Genomic DNA, 17,714 nt, shown 5'->3' on the forward strand with positions numbered 1-17,714 from the left:
AAGGAACAAAACGTGTCAAACACAAATAGACAGATAAATTCAGCCCTGTCGTTTGAAGACAGGCCCGGCCGAAAGCCGCCCTTTATAAGCGTGGCTCCGTCTCCGCATATATCAGACAGCAGGGCCGGCACCCGCAGGATGATGATTGATGTGATCCTTGGGCTCTCTCCGGCCATTGCCGTCGCTCTTTATTTATTCCGGTTCTATGCCCTTAAACAGATTCTTGTCTGTGTGGTGGCCTGCCTTGCTGCGGAATATATCTTCGTGCGCATGCGGGGGAAATATTTTACGTTAAAAGATTGCTCCGCCATGGTTACCGGCGTCATTTTAGGTCTTTCCATGCCGGGGGCAGCCCCCTGGTTTGTGGGGGCTTTGGCCTCCGTAGTCGGCATTGGGATCGGCAAAATCGTATTCGGCGGGATCGGGATGAACATATTCAACCCTGCCATGGTGGGACGGGCGTTTGTCATGATTGCCTTTGCCCAGCTCATGGGCGCCGGTGCCTATGAAAATGTGACAGGACTGGTGGATGCCGTGTCTGGGGCCACCCCTTTGAGTGCGTTGAAGTTCAATGGCGTTCAAACCGGTATCGTGCCATTGTTTATGGGCGTTACCAACGGGTCTGTCGGTGAGGTAAGTGCCATTGCCTGCATTTTAGGTGGGCTGTATCTGATTTACAGAAAAACCGCTTCCTGGCAGATCCCTGCAAGCATTCTGGTGACCGTTGCCCTGATCGCCGGGATTACGGACATGGCTGGGGGATATCAAGGTCTGTTCCTGCTGCACCATCTGTGTGCAGGCGCACTGATGTTCGGTGCCTTTTTCATTGCCACGGACCCCGTGACCTCTCCTTTAACCCCTAAAGGGAAAGTGATATTCGGTGTGGCTACCGGGTGCCTGATCATGCTGATTCGCCTGTTTTCCGGTTATCCCGAAGGTGTGATGTTTGCCGTACTGATAATGAATGCCATGACTCCGCTGATCAACCGCTGGACTATTCCCCAGCCCATGGGACAAAGGGAGGCCTGATATCATGTCATTGAAAAAAAGTAACCTGGCCCAGGCCTGGCTGGTACTTCTCCTTGCCACCTTGTTCGGTACCGCCCTTGCCGGTATCCAGGCAAAGCTCGGGCCCGTAATTGAGGCGAACAAGATTAAAGAGACCATGGCAAAAATACCGGTGCTGGTGCTTGGAGAGGATCTGGCTGCCGAACTTGCCGCCGAAAACCAGACGCTCACCATCAAATCACGGGTGATTGAAATAAAGCAAAACGGCACCACCAAATTCTACACAGTGTATGATGTATGGCTGCCTGACGGAAAAATGGTGGGGCATGTGGTCAAAGCAGACGGCCAGGGCTATGCGGATAAAATTGAATTGCTGCTGGGTCTTGATGCCCAGGGCAAAAGCATTACAGGGCTTTTTGTTCTGGATCAGAAAGAGACACCCGGTCTGGGCGCCAAGATTATGGAAGATGCCTGGCGGGGTCAGTTCAAAGAAAAATCCACGGAAAATACCCTTGCCGTTGTTAAGGGGGGCGGAGGCAAAGAAGACCAGATCGACGCAATTTCCGGTGCCACCATCTCTTCAAGGAGTGTGACCGGTATCGTAAATACGACGATTGCCAATGTGACATCTCAGCTTCAGGTCACTGACGGCCCTGATGATAACAAAAGTCCGGCGATTCAAAATGAGGAACCCGGTAAAAATAAGGAGCGTTCCTGATGGCTGATCAACCTACAGCTATGGAGAGATTTGTACAGGGGATTCTGCCCGAGAATCCGGTCTACCGGCAGCTTCTTGGGCTGTGTGCCACCCTGGCTGTTACCAACGGCATGAAGCCCGCATTAACCATGGGTGTTTGTGTGGCCTTTGTTCTGGTGTGTGCCAATGTTGTGATCAGCCTGATCCGAAACCTGTTGAAACCCCATCTGCGGATCGTGGTCTTCACCCTCACCATTGCCACCTTTGTAACGGTGGCGGACAGGGTTCTGGCCGCATACATGTTCCAGATGAGTAAAACCCTTGGCCCCTATATCCCTTTGATTATTGTTAACTGTCTGATCATTTGCCGGTGTGAGGTGTGTGCATCCAAGCAGAATGTGGTTATTGCAGCGGCTGATGCCCTGGGTCAGTCCATCGGGTTCGGCCTGGCGCTGGCCAGTATTGCCGCTATCCGTGAGATTTTAGGCACCGGCATGCTCATGGGATTCAGGGTCCTGCCGGCTTTTTGGCCGGACTGGGTCATCATGGTACTTCCCCCCGGTGCATTTATTACACTGGGTCTGCTGCTGGGGCTGGTGAATTATATCGATTTTAAGCGAGAAGAAGCTCGTAAATAAACTTAGATGAAAATTTATTAAATAATTGAGGCGAGTCTAATGGACTATTTTGTGGATATCCTGCTGATTGCCCTGTCAGCATCGATAATTAACAACTTTATATTTTATTACTTTGTGGGTATCTGCCCGTTTGTGGGCGTGTCCAGAAAAGTGGATATGGCCTTTGGCATGGGATGCGCCGTGACCTTTGTCATGAGTATTGCCGCGTTTCTTTCCTGGGGCATCACTGTTTTCGTGCTTATTCCCGGCGCACCCGTATCAACCTTTATTGCCGGGTTCTTTACAACGCCTGAAGCGGCCGCGCAAATTGATCTGACAGTGCTCAGTTACATTGTCTATATTTTTGCCATTGCTTCTTCGGTTCAATTTGTAGAGATGTATGTTAGAAAATTTTTCCCACCCCTTTACCGGTCTTTCGGGGTGTTTCTGCCGTTGATAACCACCAATTGCGCCATCCTCTTTGCCTGCCTGACCATCATGAGCCATGTGGCGGGCGTTGATAATCCCAAAGAGGTGTGGGACTTGGGCAAAGCCATGACCCTGGCACTTTTTGGCGGATTGGGATTCACCATTGCCATCGTAATTATGGCGGGTATCCGGGAGGAACTGGAACTTTGCGATATCCCCAGGCCCTTTAAAGGGGCGGCCATTACCCTGGTCATCGGTGGGATTCTGGCCATTGCCTTCATGGGATTCACCGGGGTGGATTCAGGTATCAAGAACGTGCTGAAACCTGTGCCTGCCGTCCAGGAACAAAGTTCTGAAGCAAGCCGCAACAACTTGACTCAATATTTAGCTGATATAACCTGTAAGGGCCATAACGGCCAGGAGATTGTGCCATGATGGTTTCACTGGGTATCGCCGGCGCAAGTATGCTGGTCATGGCTATTATTTTTTCCTATATCCTGGGATGGGCCAATAAAAAATTTAAAGTTGTCGTGGATCCTAAAATTGAAGAGGTGACACAGGCGCTTCCCGGAGCCAACTGCGGGGGATGCGGATACTTAGGCTGTTCCGACTATGCCCTGGCTATTGTCGCGGACAATGATCCTGTGAATAAATGCACGGTCGGCGGGGAGGCCTGCGCCAAAGCGATTGCCGATCTCATGGGTGTTGAAGTCGGCGATATGGTGCCTTTGCATGCCATCGTTCATTGCAACGCGCCGTTGTCCAGTCGTTTAGGGCGTACCCGATACATGGGTGAAAAGCGGTGCGCATCTGCCCAGCAGGTGGCAGGCGTTCAGGGCTGCACCTTTGGATGTCTTGGGTATGGTGACTGTGTTGAGGTCTGCAATTACGACGCCATCCATATTCTAGACGGACTTGCCCGGGTGGACTATGAAAAATGTATTGGTTGCGGTGCCTGCACCAAGGCCTGCCCCAGGGGTATTATCTCCATTGAAGGATTCAGGCAAAAGGCAATACCTGTGGTTGCCTGCTCCAATAAAGACAAGGCAAAGGATGCCAAAGCCGTGTGCAACAATGCATGTATAGGGTGCAAAGCCTGTGCAAAGGAGTCTGACCTCTTCACTATTTCGGACAACCTGTCTAAATGCAATTATGATGGCTATTCACCCCTAAAATATGAAGAAGTAATGAAGGCCATTGAAAAGTGCCCCACCGGATGCATCCAGTTTATGGGATCCCGTTAGAATTAAGAAATGAAAAAAATATGTGTCTACTGCGGCTCAAGTGACGGGGCCCGCCCTGAATACTCACGGGCCGCAGCAACCCTCGGGCATGCCATGCTGGAAAAAAGTCTTGACCTTGTTTACGGCGGCGCCAGTGTCGGACTCATGGGCAAGCTGGCTGACACTGTTCTCCAAGGTGGTGGCCGGGTCACGGGGATCATACCTGAACCCCTGGTAAACAGGGAGATCAGCCATGCCGGCTTAACAGAACTTGTGGTTGTAGATTCCATGCATGAAAGAAAATCCATGATGGTTGATCTGTCGGACGGGTTTATTGCACTTCCCGGCGGTATCGGCACCATGGATGAACTTTTCGAAATACTGACCTGGTCCCACCTCGGAATTCACAAAAAACCATGTGCGTTACTCAACGTGGCCGGGTATTATGACCATCTGAGTGCGTTTATGCAGCATGGCGTCAACCAGGGGTTCATCAGAAAAGAGACAGCGGCAAAACTTATTATCAACGATGACCCCAGGGGGTTGCTGGATCTGTTCATGAAAAGTTAAGGTAAATTGAAAAACCACGAAGTTCACGAAGAACACGAAGTTAGAGAGAATATCATGACTATTCTCCTAAAATATCCCTGGCCTTTTCTGCACCCTTAAAATCCGGATTCAGTTCCAAGGCCTTTTTCAGATAGGCCCTGGCTTTTTCAAACTGATGTTTGTCATAATAGGCCCAGCCCAGATGGTAATTGGCGATAGGGCTTTGGGGATTAATTTCTACACTCTCCTCCAGGAGCGGAAGGGCCAGGTCATAGCTTCCCTGGAGATAATAGATCCAACCCAGGGTGTCCAGAAAATCAGGGTTGTTGGGTTCCTTGTCCCGGGCTATCTTTGCCAGCCGTAGTGCCTCATACATGGAGGAGTTGGTTTCAGCCAGGATAAAGGCCAGGTTGTTGGCAGCCGGTGCATAGTCGTCTTTGATCGCAAGCGCCTGTTCCAGATATGCTTTGGCTTTTTTAAGATCACCGCGGGCTTTGTAAATCCGGCTTAAATTAAGGTAGGTGGGCAGGTATTCCTTATTCAATTCCAAAAGTGTTTCATAGTATTGTATTGCGCCGTCCGTATCTTTTTTCAACTCACGGATGACGGCAAGCTGCTCCCAGGGCGCGGAAAGATCCGGCTTTCTTTTAACAGCCTGGTGAAACCGGTCTTCAGCCATGTCGATTTTTCCGGTGGTCATGTATATCCTGCCCTGGATCAGGTCTATGATGGCAAGGGTGGGGCTGTCATGAGATACGTTTTTGCGATGATTGTCGCAGGCCGCCAGGGCCTTGTCCTCTTGTTTTTTCTGCATGTGGACACTGACCTTGTAGTACAGGGCGTCCATCTGGTCCGGGTTTATTTCCAGTGCCCGGTCAAAGGCCTTAAGGGCCTGGTCTGTTTTTTCCATCTCGTTCAGGGCCAGCCCAAGGGATACGTAACCTGCGGCAAAGTCGGGCTGCAGTTCAAGAACAAATTGATAGATTTTTTCAGCACCGTCAAGGTCTTGTTCCAGGATTTTAAGTTTTCCTGCAAAAACAAGGGCCTGTATGTTTTTGGGTTCCCGTTTAAGGATATAAATAATATGGCGTTTGGCCTCCAATGTTTCCTTGTTCTCAAGTAGGATGTCAATCAGCACAAGCCTTGCTGCTGTGTGGTTCGGGTCGATTTCCAGGACTTCGTTTAACTCGTCGGTTGCCAGTTTGCGTTCCCATGATTCGCTGGTTTTATGCCCGGCCGCCACCCGGAATAGATCCTGACCCGGCAGGTCGGATTTTCCCTTGTCCAGAAGGCAGCGTGCCCTAAAATATCTTGCCATGGCATGCCTCGGGCTGTTTTTTATTACAGCCTCAAAACATTTGAAGGCCTGGGAAAATTCCTTGCGGTTAAAGTGCAGTCGGCCCTTAATGAAGTTGGCCTGCACATGATCCTTGTTTTTTGCCAGGATACCGTCAACAATGGATTCTGCTTTTTCATACTCTTTTTCCAGAAAAGAAAGCAGGGCAGTTTGGGACATGATGTCCAGATTTTCCGGATCCAGAGCAAGGGCCCTGTTAAATATTTCCAGGGCCTTGGTGTTTTCTTTCTGCCGGGCATAAAAATTGCCCAGGTTTGACAGGGCCGCAAGATTTTCAGAATTATTCAGAGTGGCTTCCATCAATTTTTTTTCCGCTTCTTCTATTTTGCCTTCACTTTCCAGATAACGGGCCAGATCCGCACTTTTCTGCATCTGGTCTCCCGGGACCTTGACCCACCTGCTGATCAATGGTTCGATTTTTTCAATCTCCCCTTTTTTCCGGTAAAGGGCGGCCAGCTTCATATAGGGTTTGCGCTGGGTTTCATCCAGTTCAATGGCTTTAAGATAGTGGGGCTCAGCCTCTTCCAGACGGTTGGAAATGAACAGAAGGTGGGCCAGGAAAAGATGGGTCTTGGGATTGGACCCATCAATGTCAATGGCCTTCTCCAAGGTCTTTAACGCCAGATCCATGTTTCGTTCCTGGATCTGGATGGTGGCCAACAAATGCATAGCCTCTATGTTTTCAGGATGTTTTTCCAGGATTTCACCGGCGGTTTTCCTGGCCTCTTTGGTTTCCTTGGCCAGAAGCAGGATCTGACCAAGCCGCAGCTTGGCCTGGAGATTCTCCGGGTTCAGGAGAACGGCCTGGTGAAAGGCTGCGGCTGCCTTTACCGGGTCCTGGAGATGAACATAGGTTTCCCCCAGGTCACACTGGGCCTTGTCATTTTCCGGTTCCAGTTGAATCACATTCTGAAATTCTATCTTTGCCTTTTCATACTCCTGGGCGGCAAAGTAATTCTTCGCAGCTTCATAGTGTCTTTCTGCCTCATCCTGGGGAGATGAGCAGGAAAAGAGAAAAAATAAAAAACAAAGGCCAAAGAAAAATGGGGAAATGTAATTGGTCAAAGATGTTTTCATGGAAATACCTGTATATGTGGTTCTTTGCCGGGATAAGGTAGTATAATATTCGTTTTGGATAAAAATTTAAGATGCCCAGCATAATAAAAATCAAACATGGTCGCTACATTAAAGATTAAATTTCTACCATATATACAATATCCAGGCAAACGCTATTCTTTGACACTTCTATGCTGTTATGTATGGCTCTTTTTTTACCTGTTGTTGCCGGGCCTTGGTAAGAATGAACTTTTTCTATGGTTTTGTGTAATTAATTCCACAAAACCATAGACTTTTTTTTCACAATATATGTTTTCTTTTCCTATGCGCTTGATGTAAAAATTAGGGGAAGGTTAAAAAAAATATTTGATTCATGGTGTAATCCCTATAAAATAGGCACGTTTGCTTTTTGAAAAACAATAATATTATTTGTGGTATGTAAATTGCTTTTAATTACGATCAATATAGATAAAAAAAATGGTCATAAAGGCTTTTATTCGATTTGGAGAAATGAATGATGAAAAAATTGCTTACACTGCTGTTATTATACGGAGCATTGGTATTTGTTTTGACTGGCGTTTGTTTTGGAGCTGACTATGTATATAACTTTACGCCTTGGGATAATGATCTAGACGATCTTGATCATTCCGCAGCTTATTCTTGGGAAATTAATATGACTGGTGCGGTTGATAGCACTAATGCGGTGAGCTACAAACCGGATCAGGTTATAACAAGCATGGTCCTGACTTTTGACGATATCTATGATAATAGTAACGATTATAATAATAAAATATATTTATCTGTTCTGGTTTCTGCAGGGGAAGAGGGCGGAAAGATTAAGGATTGGGATGGACTAGGTTCGTATGAAGAAGACAGGTTTATCCGAAATGGTGATGTTGATTACTACCATGATAACCGGAGCGGTTATGTTAATTATTTTACAAATGATCTCAATAATGGAGCTGTAAGCCAGCTGAACGTAATCGAGAATGTCGTAACCCAAAAAACCAAAAGAAATGACATTGATGTTACTTTTACACCTGGTGTAAACGATACGAGCGGTACGGTAACCATCGTAGATAAGGCGGCATCGACGACAACTACTGTTTCATCCTCTGGGGTTAAGGATTTGTTTGAATGGGCCAGGGACGGTGTATTTGAGCTTGGTTTTGATCCGGACTGTCACTTTTACAATCGCGGTATCAGTCTGATGGTATATACCAGCGAATCGACGGGCGCCAGCCATGCTCCTGAACCCGAAACCTTGGTTCTCTTTGGCCTTGGCCTTCTGGGCGCCAGTGCTTTTGGAAGAAAACGATTCAGTTAAATGGGTTAGAGCTTCAAGCCTAAATTTATAAAAATCTAAGACAGGCTGTATGTGTTTCATGCAGCCTGTTTTCTTTCTATTTAAAACCATGAAGCGCATGAAGGAGATGAAGATTGATTTTCCAGTATATTCTTCATGCTCTTCATGTCCTTCATGGTAAAATAAAGTGTTGGGATAAAAACTTGACTGTCGGTCCGAAGATGATATCATTAAATAGTTTGCAAAAAAACAAGAAGCCCAGAGTATTCGCGATGAATGCTCTGGGCTTTTTAAAGGCTTTTCGTTTTCTCCTTGAGCCACTGCCGGACCGGCGCTTCTAGTCCCGGAGCCAGCCGGTCATAAACCATCTGGTGATACCCATTGACCCAGTTTGTTTCCGCCGAACTCAGCATGGTTTTATCCATAAGGCTGCGTTCAAAATGGCAGAAGGTCATGTTCTCAAACTTTAAAAAACTGCCGAACGGCGTCTCCCTGTCCTTGACTACCAGCACCATATTTTCAAGCCGGATTCCGTACCGGCCTTCCCGGTAAAGTCCCGGTTCGTTGGTCAACAGCATGCCGGGGGCAAGCGCGATATCCACGGGAAGGGTGCTTAATCGTGCCGGACCTTCGTGCACACACAGGAAAAATCCCACCCCGTGGCCTGTGCCGTGGCCGAAGTCAAGTCCCTGCTGCCATAAGTGCCGACGGGCCATCGCATCTATCTGGTATCCTCTGGCAGTGGCGGGAAAGCGTGCCGTTGCAACGGCAATATGGGCTTTAAGTACCAGGGTGTAATCTTGAATTTCCTGATTTGTCGGCCTTCCTAAATGCACGGTGCGTGTAATATCCGTGGTGCCGGTCAGGTAATTGCCCCCGGAATCAGTCAGAAACATGGCATCAGGACTTAAGGGCAGATTCGTATCAGGATCAGCACTGTAATGGCAGATGGCTGAATGTTCCCTAAACGCCATAATGGCGTCAAAGGAGGGGTGAACAAAGGCGTCCTGTTCTTTGCGAAAGTGTAAGAGCTGTTCTGCGGTTGACATTTCAGTTTTGGGTGTATCGCTTGTGTCAAGCCAGTGCAGGAAATTGACCACGGCCCGGCCGTCTTTGACCGCAGTATCACGGATATGGGATATTTCAATCTTATTTTTCAGGCATTTAAACTTTGTCGAAGGGTTTGGCGCCTCAATAATATCCGAGCGCATCTTTACGGCCTGGTAAATAAAATCCGAAACTTTTTCTGGGTCAAGCAGTACCTTGGATTTTTTATTCAGCGTATGAACTGTCTCATAAAAAGCGTCGTAGTCAAATAATGAAACGCCATCCGTCCTAAGAGCTGTCTCAAGTTCCGGACTGACCTTGGCGGGATCAATGAACAGACGGATTTTATCCATAGTCATCAGGGCAAATGCCAGATTCACCGGATTGGTATGAATATCCTCACCCCTCAGATTAAAGGTCCAGGCAATATCATCTAAGGCGGCCAGAACATGGCAGTCCGCATTGTAATCTGCCATTTTTTTGCGTATACGAGAAAATTTTTCTTTCCGGGTTTCACCGGCATAGACGATATCCAGCTCAAAGGCCGGGGTCCCTGGCCTTGTCGGCCTCTCTTGCCACAGATCGGAAATCAGATCCATGGTCGTCTCCAGGACAATATCTTTTTGTGAAAATTGTTTTTTCAGACTGTCGGCCTGGGCTGCAGATACAATTTTTCCATCCAGGGCAATGCGGTCATTGGGGGATAACGTATCGGCCAGCCATCTGTCAAAGAAAGGCACACCTGTCTCCCCCTGCTTGAACAGGTCAAAACCATTCAGTTGGGTTGCGGCCTGGATCCAGTAGCGGAAATCCGTCCACATCCCGGCCTTTGTTTTTGTCACCACAGCCGTACCCGCAGAACCGGAAAATCCGGTCAGCCATTTCAGGGTCTGCCAGTGCCCGGCCAGGTATTCGCTTTGATGGGGATCTGCATTTGGAATGATCACGGCACTCACTCCAGCCTCATCCATTTTTCTGCGCAGGGCGAAAAGTTTGTCTTGTGTGTTCAATTGTCCTATTGGCTCCGATACATTTTTTGATATAAAGCTATACTGTTTTTGCTCTTAAACGTAGGATAGGCTGCACAGCCTTGAAAAAAATTTACAGAGGTAGATACGGTACTTATATGCGCGACCTATTTTCATAATTTTATTAATAATACATTTTACCCGTTTTGTCTAGGGAAAATGCGAAAGTAAAAACTGAATACGGCCGTGTGAAAAAATATAAACCAAAAAAAACCGATTGCCTCCAAAAAGGAACTTTTTAGTTGTTTCAATCATTCACCTTCCTCCCCGGGTCAATCTTTAAGGGTTTGGTGGTTCAGATGAAATTTATCGTTTTCTTGTGTTTTCATCCTCTGTCGCACATATGTGAGATATAATATCAACGGCAGGCAGGACAAATCAATCGGGGAATCCCTGATTTTTTTGATTTTTTTTACAAAATCAATCCAATACTTGGTGATAACATGTTCTTTTTTCTTGACCCTATGCAAAGACCATCCTATGGTGGGCGTATGATACCATTTTTTAATCGCTGTAAAATTATACGCGTTCACCAAACTTTTTCAGCGTGGAGTTTAAAAATTTTTAAATGGGAGCAAAAAAATAAATATGGGATTTACAATTGATCATTTTAGTATCAATGTACTGAATCTGGAAGGAAGTCTGGCGTTTTATGAAAAAGCACTCGGCCTTACGGAATTGAGAAGAAAAACGGCCACAGACGGTTCCTATATTATTGTATTTTTAACGGATAATCAGTCCGGCAACAAACTGGAATTGACCTGGCTTAAGGACAGGAATGCGCCCTACGATCTCGGCGATGAAGAATTTCACATTGCATTCAAAACAGATGATTTTAACGCGGCCCACGACCTGCACGAGAAAATGGGGTGTATCTGCTATGAAAATAAGGATATGGGTATCTATTTTATCAATGATCCCGACGGATACTGGCTTGAAATCGTGCCTGTAAACTAGCGCCACACCCAGCCATTGAAGCAAGGGCGCAGGCAAAGGGAATATATCAATATCAATGCCTGGTAAACCATTGCGGTCGGCAGGTGTTGGGAACTTGGAAGAAATTGACATGTAGCTGGAATGAACACGGCATGGGCAAGTAGGACTTATCCGACATCAGTATTGTGGCGGTGACGCTGTGAAAGGGAAAAATTTTTTTTCGTCGTCCAGCCGGGACGGCGAAACCATTCTAATCCGTAAGGTTTCTTCGTACATTGTGGTTGTCACCTGTCTGGAAAAAGGGCAGGGCAGCGGACCTATCACAACCTCCGGCTTTGAAATTCCAAGGCCGGCCCATAGAATAGAACCAAATTGTAAGGAAAAATGACATGGATCGACGGGATTTTTTGAAAAAAACCATCGGCTGCGGTATCGCCGCAGGATCCACCCTTGCCTTCCCGGAGGTGGGAAAACTTTTTGCAGCCCCAAAGAGGGTTGCCTACGACCTGGTGGCGGTCCGGGGCGGGGAGCCGGACCAGATGTTTGATCTCGCCATTGCCTCTTTGGGCGGTATGCAGACCTTTGTGCCCAGGGGCAGCCGGGTTGTGGTCAAGCCGAATATCGGCTGGGACCTCCCCCCTGAACGGGGCGGCAACACCCATCCCGCCCTTGTGGGGCGTATTATAGAACACTGCCTTTCAGCAGGGGCCCGGGGCGTTTCTGTGTTTGACCATACCTGCGACAATTGGCGGCGCTGTTATGCCAACAGCGGCATTGAAGCCGCCGTAGAGGCGGCTGGCGGGAAAATGGTGTCCGCAGACAGCGAGGGCTACTACAAAAGCGTTTCCGTTCCCCAAGGCCGGCGGCTCAAGACGGCCAAAGTCCACGAGGCACTCCTGAAGGCGGATGTATTCATCAATGTGCCGGTACTCAAACACCACAGTTCCGCCATGGTTACCATCGGCATGAAGAACCTTATGGGGGTGGTCTGGGATCGGTGGTACTGGCATCGCAACGACCTTCACCAATGTATCGCAGATTTTTCCTCTTTCCGCAAACCTGATCTCACGGTGGTGGATGCCTATACCGTCATGAAGCGCAATGGCCCCAGGGGTGTGTCCCTCAGCGATGTGGTCCCCATGAAGGCCCAGGTCGTCTCAACAGATCCGGTGGCGGCCGATGCGGCCGGGGCCAAGCTCTTTGGGACAGACCCTGGCGATATCCGCCATATCCGGATCGCTTCAGATATGAACCTTGGGCAGATGCGCCTTGAAAACCTGTCCATTAATCGGATCAAGATTTAAATGAACATTTGCCGTCTCAAACCTCTGCGGATCTGTATTGCCATGGTTTTTTTTGTGCCGACGGCTTTTCTCTTTCTGGATATATGGGAGATTGGGGCAAAAACTTTTTCAGACCACCTGTTGTTTTTTCAATTTGTGCCCTCTGCGCTTAAATTTTTGAACCAGCCGGCAGTCGGGGCTGCAGGGTTTATCGTTGTGCTGATAACCGCATTTATGTTTGGCAGGGTCTACTGCTCAGCAATCTGCCCTCTGGGAATATTTCAGGATCTGATCTCCCGTTTTTTTTCAAACAGAGAAAAGAGCCGGGGTGAAAAAAAGCGGTCCGGCAGATACACATATTCTGCGCCCCGCAACCTCCTGCGGTATACGGTCCTGATTGCGACCCTTTTGTTCTTTTTTTCGGGAACCGGTCTGCTGCTTAACCTGCTTGATCCTTTCAGCAGTTTCGGTAGATTTTTCTCTAATCTCTTTCGCCCTCTTGTCATTACCCTGAACAATTTGGGGACGCCTATGGCAGAGGCCATAGGCGTTCATGCCTTTTACCGTGTTCAGTGGCCGGTCTATGCCCCGGTTTCCCTTGGCGTTGCCCTGGTTACACTGGGTACGGTGGGATGGATGAGTGCCCGGCACGGCCGCCTTTATTGCAATACGCTATGTCCGGTGGGAACCCTGCTGGGGCTGATCTCAAAATTTTCCCTGGTTAAAATCCGTATTGATAAGGAAGCCTGCCGGTCCTGCGGCCGGTGTGAGCATCTTTGCAAGGCCGGATGCATTGATGTCAAAACAAAAACCGTGGATACCGACCGCTGTGTTTCCTGTTTTAACTGCCTTTCTGTCTGTCCGGACCAGGCCATGGTGTATCAGTATGATTTTCAGCCAAGGTTTCAGATTAATACTCAATCGGGCCAAAAGATCCGCCACAGGAAAGAGTCGGTCCGGTCCCGCAGAAACTTTGTTCTTGCCCTGGCAGCCGGCAGTTTTGGCTTGGCGGCGGCTCGTGGCCATGCCGCACCCGAAATGCTTCCGGTACAGGCCAGGCCCACCACCATCCCCGAAAAGAAAACCAGCCCGCTTTCCCCTCCCGGTTCGGTCAGCATTGCCAGATACAACGCCATCTGCACGGCCTGTCATTTGTGTGTCTCTGCCTGTCCCTCCCGGGTGCTTGTGCCTTCAGTCTTTTCCTTTGGCTTGTCCGGGATGATGCAGCCGCAGATGGATTTTGACGCCGGGCATTGCAACTATGACTGTACCGTCTGTTCGAATATCTGCCCCAGCGGGGCGATCCTGCCTCTGACGGTAGAAAAAAAGCGGCTGACCCAGGTCGGCGTGGCAAAATTTATCAAAGAAAATTGTGTGGTCTATACGGACAACACCAATTGCGGGGCCTGCTCGGAACATTGTCCCACCAAAGCGGTACACATGGTACCCTACCTGAATGCCGCCGGCCGTAAGCTGGTTATCCCCGAAGTGGACGAGAATATCTGCGTGGGATGCGGCGGATGCGAGCATGCCTGTCCCACAAAACCCTTCAGGGCCATCTATGTGGACGGCAATATAGAGCACAAAACAGCGCGGAAACCCAAGGAAAAAAAGATGGAGAAGGATACGGGTGATGACTTTCCTTTTTAAATTGACTGTTGTAATTTTCTACACGGGGCGTTTAATCTCTAATTGTATAGAAGGGTACATTGTTCGAAATCCCGGACATTCATCCCTTGCTGCGGTTGTCGAGAATCTGCCGCACCGTCCGGGCCATATCAGATTTGCCAACCGGTTTCATTAAAAAACCTTTGATCCCTAGTTGCTCTGCCTTCCGCTTGTCAATATTTTCACTGAAGCCCGTACACAGAAGAACCGGAATATCAGGCCTTATTGTCAGGACCTCCTGTGCCAACCTGTCACCAGAGATACCCGGCATTGTCACATCAGTCAACAATAGGTCAAATGCTTCCGGATTTGCACGAAAGCATTCCAGCGCTTCCTGGCTGCTGGTATGCATAGTAACCTTATACCCCAGACGATTGAGCATCTGTTTTTCTATCTGGGCTACCGGTTTTTCATCGTCAACAAGAAGAATATGCTCCAATCCGGTTTGAAATGAAATTGTACGCTCCTCTGCCTCGGTTTCGGGCAGCTGCTCAAGTAATGGCAGATATATTGAAAAAACAGTCCCTTCCCCTACTTTACTGTCCACCAAGATATCTCCCCCGTGATCCTGAACAATTCCGTAAACAAGAGCAAGACCAAGACCTGTTCCTTTGTGCTTGTCTTTGGTGGTGAAATATGGATCGAAAATTTTATTTTTAATTGACTCTTCAATACCACAGCCATTGTCTGAAATTCTGAGCATCACATATTTATCATCTGAATTGAGTTTTGGAGATAGATCGTTTGTGGTGACGCATAGTTCCTTTAACTGGACATTGATTTTGCCGTCAGACTGATCCACGGCATGGTATGCATTGGTAATCAGGTTGATCACAATTTGGTGAAGTTGTATGGAGTCCGCCATCACCCAGCCGCAATCTTCCTGAATATCGTGATTGATTTGTATGGAAGACGGAATTGTGGAGCGGCTTAATTTTAAAGCTTCCTTTAAAATTTGTTGCAGGCGGACAGGGTTTTTTTTCTTTTCGGATCGGCGGCTGAAGGACAGGATTTGCTGGACAAGATCCCGGCCTCTTTTTCCAGCCTCCAGAATCACCTCGATATTTTTGTACTCAAGGCTCTCTTCAGGGAGATCCTCCAGGAGCAGCTCTGACATACCAATGATCGGAAATAGAAGATTATTGAAGTCGTGTGCAATACCTCCGGCCAGATTTCCGATGGATTCCATTTTCTGGGCCTGACGCAGATATTCGTCCGCCTTTTTTTGATTTTCCTCAAGCTTTTTAAGCTGGGTTATATCGGTGGCAATCTGCAAATGAACCATACGACCGTCGATCCATTTAATTGCCCTGTCATAATGTAGATACCATGCATTTGTTACAGGGTGCTGAAACTCCCCGACGACCAGGCCCTTTAAATTGCCGTCTTTGTCCACCAGTTTTTCATTCGGGCAGTGCTCACACACCTCATTTGCGTTTTTAAATACCTTGTAACACGTCTCTCCTGAAAAATTTTCTCCGAATTTGTCCACCAGATATTTGTTCATGAATAAAACTTCATAGGTCTTTATATCTGTGACGTAAATCGCCGCATCAATGCTGTTGAGCACCGTCAGGAAGGTGTCGTGGGCCTCTCGGTGTTTATTTTGATCCTCCTGCCGCTTCTTGATAAATTCGATGATAATAACACCGAGAATGACAAATAAAAACACAACCATGAGCCGGGAGACAACCTGATAGGGAGGCAGTTTCAACAAAAAGGTGTCCACGTAGGAACTCGGTTTTCTGAAAATTAAATCTTTTAAATTATATTCAAAAGACATGTATGCCCAGATACTATCGAGTGTCCAATAGAAAAAGCAGATGCTTGCGGTAATGATATATCCTACTCGCCGCTTCAATGCTTATTCCTCATAAACTTCGGCGGCTATTTTTAGCATGCTTTGCGGCATGGGAAAGCCGATGGCTTTTGCGGTGGCCATGTTGATTGCGATTTCCAGGGGATCCTCAAATATCTGGTTTAAATTTCTTGGTTTTGTGCCGTTTAAAATTTTGCCGAATTTATCGGCATTATACCCGCCGAGTCGGGCATAACCTGAATCGCTGGAAATACTCATTAAAATTCCGCCTTTCACCCATTTTGACCCGATCATTGAAAACGAAGGGATACGGGCCTTCTTAAAAATATCTGCGAGTTCTTTGGTCCTTGTGTCTGCACATAGCAACGCCGTTAAATATACGGCATCGGCTTTTTTCGAGAGTTCATGGAAACAGTTAAAACAGGAACGATCAGATTCCCCTTTGTCCGGTATCGAATCGAGAACATTGCAGGTAATCAACTCAAAGCCCCTTTCCTTGGCAATCTGCCGTGCTTCATTGATGGCAGAATAACTATGGCCATCTTCGGTGTCTTCAAGGGCAATGCCCAGGGTGTCAAATCCGACGATTCTGTGGAACATCCGCAGTTGTCTTGCATAGCGATTGGGATCAACCCTGGCGGTCACATGATCAAATCCGGAATCCTTTGCACTGTTGATGATGCCGGCACTTATCGGTTCGGATGTGGATAAAACCATCACCGGAACAGAATGCTCGTTGTTGGCCATATCCAAACCGGCCCAGGTGCCCATTGCAAGAACAATATCAATGTCGCCGCGTTTTAGTTTTTTCATTAAATCTCTTCGCACCACAACTCTTTTTTGATCATCCCAGTCTGCCGAATAACAATCTTCCGGTTTAAACGACAAGTAGGGGCTATCGTGTTTTGTGAGCCAGTCGATATAAGGCTTGGGCATTTCTTGTCGGAAATCGGGGAGGTTTTTAGCTGTTATCCAGCCTATTTTGATCAAACCCTGAACAAGGGTTCTCATGGTATCGGTATATTCGGAATAAGGTCCGCCTTCGTAATAGGAGACCCGCCATTTTTTGCCGTTGTTCAGCCTTGGTCCATTCCCTGAGCCTGCATAAAGATCCGGGACGAGTAAGATGGAAAGGGAAAATAATAATATTGCACCCCTTTTCACCTTGGTTTTCATTATGCCTCTCCGTTCTTGAAGGGATTGGTGGATGCGCCCACCGCTACAATCGCCTTGGGTTTGAACAGTATCCAGAGAATATGGCGTCAATGTCATAGACGAACTTTCATCAAGTTTAGATTACATGCCATTTATAATGTTCATGGCTTGTCGTAGATTTTTTTTGATTTCATCCAAATCACCTTCATTCAGAGAAAAACAGTTATTGATTGCTTTCATTACAGCTTCAATTTTTTCTAAAGATATAACGAGAAAGCATCCTTGTGATTGAAAAACAGATTTTTCTCCGTCCTGCTCATTTTCCCATTCTATATTCTTTTCTTTTGCTAAATTGTTAACATAAGTATTCACTTCTTCTTCCAACGCTGATGGAATCTGTAAGAAAGCTGACGCATTTTTCGGTCGTGGTTGCTCACTTGCAGCACTCATTTTATTGTCTGCATCAACGTACAGTATATTCGGATCGTGTTGAGTCATTATTCCTCCTGAAGTTTTTTTAACTGCCACATAACAAC

General features: G+C 47.4%; 15 protein-coding genes. 10 read left to right on the forward strand and 5 right to left on the reverse strand.

The window, feature by feature from the left end; translation table 11 throughout:
* Window positions 1-12 precede the first annotated feature (12 nt).
* Genes DESPODRAFT_RS09985 through DESPODRAFT_RS10010 form a run of 6 tightly spaced genes read left to right on the forward strand, consistent with a single transcriptional unit; the run spans window position 13 to window position 4,544 of the window.
* A complete protein-coding gene (locus DESPODRAFT_RS09985) occupies window positions 13-1,029 on the forward strand; it encodes an RnfABCDGE type electron transport complex subunit D (RefSeq protein WP_004073300.1) in 1,017 nt (338 codons plus the stop codon).
* A gap of 4 nt (window positions 1,030-1,033) precedes the next feature.
* The gene (locus DESPODRAFT_RS09990) at window positions 1,034-1,726 is read left to right on the forward strand and encodes an RnfABCDGE type electron transport complex subunit G (protein ID WP_004073301.1); all 693 of its coding nucleotides are present in this window, start codon (window positions 1,034-1,036) and stop codon (window positions 1,724-1,726) included.
* The gene (gene rsxE, locus DESPODRAFT_RS09995) at window positions 1,726-2,343 is read left to right on the forward strand and encodes an electron transport complex subunit RsxE (protein WP_004073302.1); all 618 of its coding nucleotides are present in this window, start codon (window positions 1,726-1,728) and stop codon (window positions 2,341-2,343) included. The genes DESPODRAFT_RS09990 and rsxE overlap by 1 nt, the downstream gene beginning before the upstream one ends.
* 39 nt (window positions 2,344-2,382) lie before the next feature.
* A complete protein-coding gene (locus DESPODRAFT_RS10000) occupies window positions 2,383-3,186 on the forward strand; it encodes an electron transport complex protein RnfA (RefSeq protein WP_004073303.1) in 804 nt (267 codons plus the stop codon).
* Window positions 3,183-3,995: an RnfABCDGE type electron transport complex subunit B gene (locus tag DESPODRAFT_RS10005; protein ID WP_004073304.1), complete on the forward strand. Its 813-nt coding sequence runs from the start codon at window positions 3,183-3,185 to the stop codon at window positions 3,993-3,995. The genes DESPODRAFT_RS10000 and DESPODRAFT_RS10005 overlap by 4 nt, the downstream gene beginning before the upstream one ends.
* Window positions 3,996-4,004: 9 nt before the next feature.
* The gene (locus DESPODRAFT_RS10010) at window positions 4,005-4,544 is read left to right on the forward strand and encodes an LOG family protein (protein WP_004073305.1); all 540 of its coding nucleotides are present in this window, start codon (window positions 4,005-4,007) and stop codon (window positions 4,542-4,544) included.
* A 58-nt stretch (window positions 4,545-4,602) separates the two neighbouring features.
* On the opposite strand, the gene DESPODRAFT_RS10015 is transcribed toward DESPODRAFT_RS10010, so the two are convergent.
* Window positions 4,603-6,957 (reverse strand): tetratricopeptide repeat protein, encoded by a 2,355-nt coding sequence (locus tag DESPODRAFT_RS10015; protein ID WP_004073306.1) that lies wholly within the window; start codon window positions 6,955-6,957, stop codon window positions 4,603-4,605.
* 493 nt (window positions 6,958-7,450) lie between these two features.
* On the opposite strand from DESPODRAFT_RS10015, the gene DESPODRAFT_RS10020 reads away from it, so the two are divergent.
* Complete coding sequence (locus tag DESPODRAFT_RS10020) at window positions 7,451-8,263, forward strand: PEP-CTERM sorting domain-containing protein (RefSeq protein ID WP_004073307.1); 813 nt, start codon at window positions 7,451-7,453, stop codon at window positions 8,261-8,263.
* A 269-nt stretch (window positions 8,264-8,532) separates the two neighbouring features.
* Here the strand turns inward: DESPODRAFT_RS10020 and DESPODRAFT_RS10025 are convergent, their stop codons facing one another.
* Window positions 8,533-10,299 (reverse strand): aminopeptidase P family protein, encoded by a 1,767-nt coding sequence (locus DESPODRAFT_RS10025; protein WP_004073308.1) that lies wholly within the window; start codon window positions 10,297-10,299, stop codon window positions 8,533-8,535.
* 606 nt (window positions 10,300-10,905) lie between these two features.
* On the opposite strand from DESPODRAFT_RS10025, the gene DESPODRAFT_RS10035 reads away from it, so the two are divergent.
* From DESPODRAFT_RS10035 to DESPODRAFT_RS10050, 3 genes are all read left to right on the forward strand, one after another.
* A complete protein-coding gene (locus DESPODRAFT_RS10035; protein ID WP_004073309.1) occupies window positions 10,906-11,274 on the forward strand; it encodes a VOC family protein in 369 nt (122 codons plus the stop codon).
* 368 nt (window positions 11,275-11,642) lie between these two features.
* The gene (locus DESPODRAFT_RS10045) at window positions 11,643-12,557 is read left to right on the forward strand and encodes a DUF362 domain-containing protein (RefSeq protein ID WP_004073310.1); all 915 of its coding nucleotides are present in this window, start codon (window positions 11,643-11,645) and stop codon (window positions 12,555-12,557) included.
* Window positions 12,558-14,186, forward strand: coding sequence for a 4Fe-4S binding protein (locus DESPODRAFT_RS10050; RefSeq protein ID WP_004073311.1), 1,629 nt, complete (start codon window positions 12,558-12,560; stop codon window positions 14,184-14,186).
* Window positions 14,187-14,265: 79 nt separating this feature from the next.
* Here DESPODRAFT_RS10050 and DESPODRAFT_RS10055 read toward each other — a convergent pair whose 3' ends face one another.
* The 3 genes from DESPODRAFT_RS10055 to DESPODRAFT_RS10065 form a co-directional block, all read right to left on the reverse strand.
* A complete protein-coding gene (locus tag DESPODRAFT_RS10055) occupies window positions 14,266-16,065 on the reverse strand; it encodes a hybrid sensor histidine kinase/response regulator (RefSeq protein ID WP_004073313.1) in 1,800 nt (599 codons plus the stop codon).
* Window positions 16,066-16,068: 3 nt separating this feature from the next.
* The gene (locus DESPODRAFT_RS10060) at window positions 16,069-17,199 is read right to left on the reverse strand and encodes an ABC transporter substrate-binding protein (protein ID WP_004073314.1); all 1,131 of its coding nucleotides are present in this window, start codon (window positions 17,197-17,199) and stop codon (window positions 16,069-16,071) included.
* 120 nt (window positions 17,200-17,319) lie between these two features.
* Window positions 17,320-17,676, reverse strand: coding sequence for a hypothetical protein (locus DESPODRAFT_RS10065; RefSeq protein ID WP_004073315.1), 357 nt, complete (start codon window positions 17,674-17,676; stop codon window positions 17,320-17,322).
* Between the last annotated feature and the right edge of the window lie 38 nt (window positions 17,677-17,714).

This window comes from Desulfobacter postgatei 2ac9, from assembly GCF_000233695.2.
GTDB classification, from domain to species: Bacteria; Desulfobacterota; Desulfobacteria; order Desulfobacterales; family Desulfobacteraceae; genus Desulfobacter; species Desulfobacter postgatei.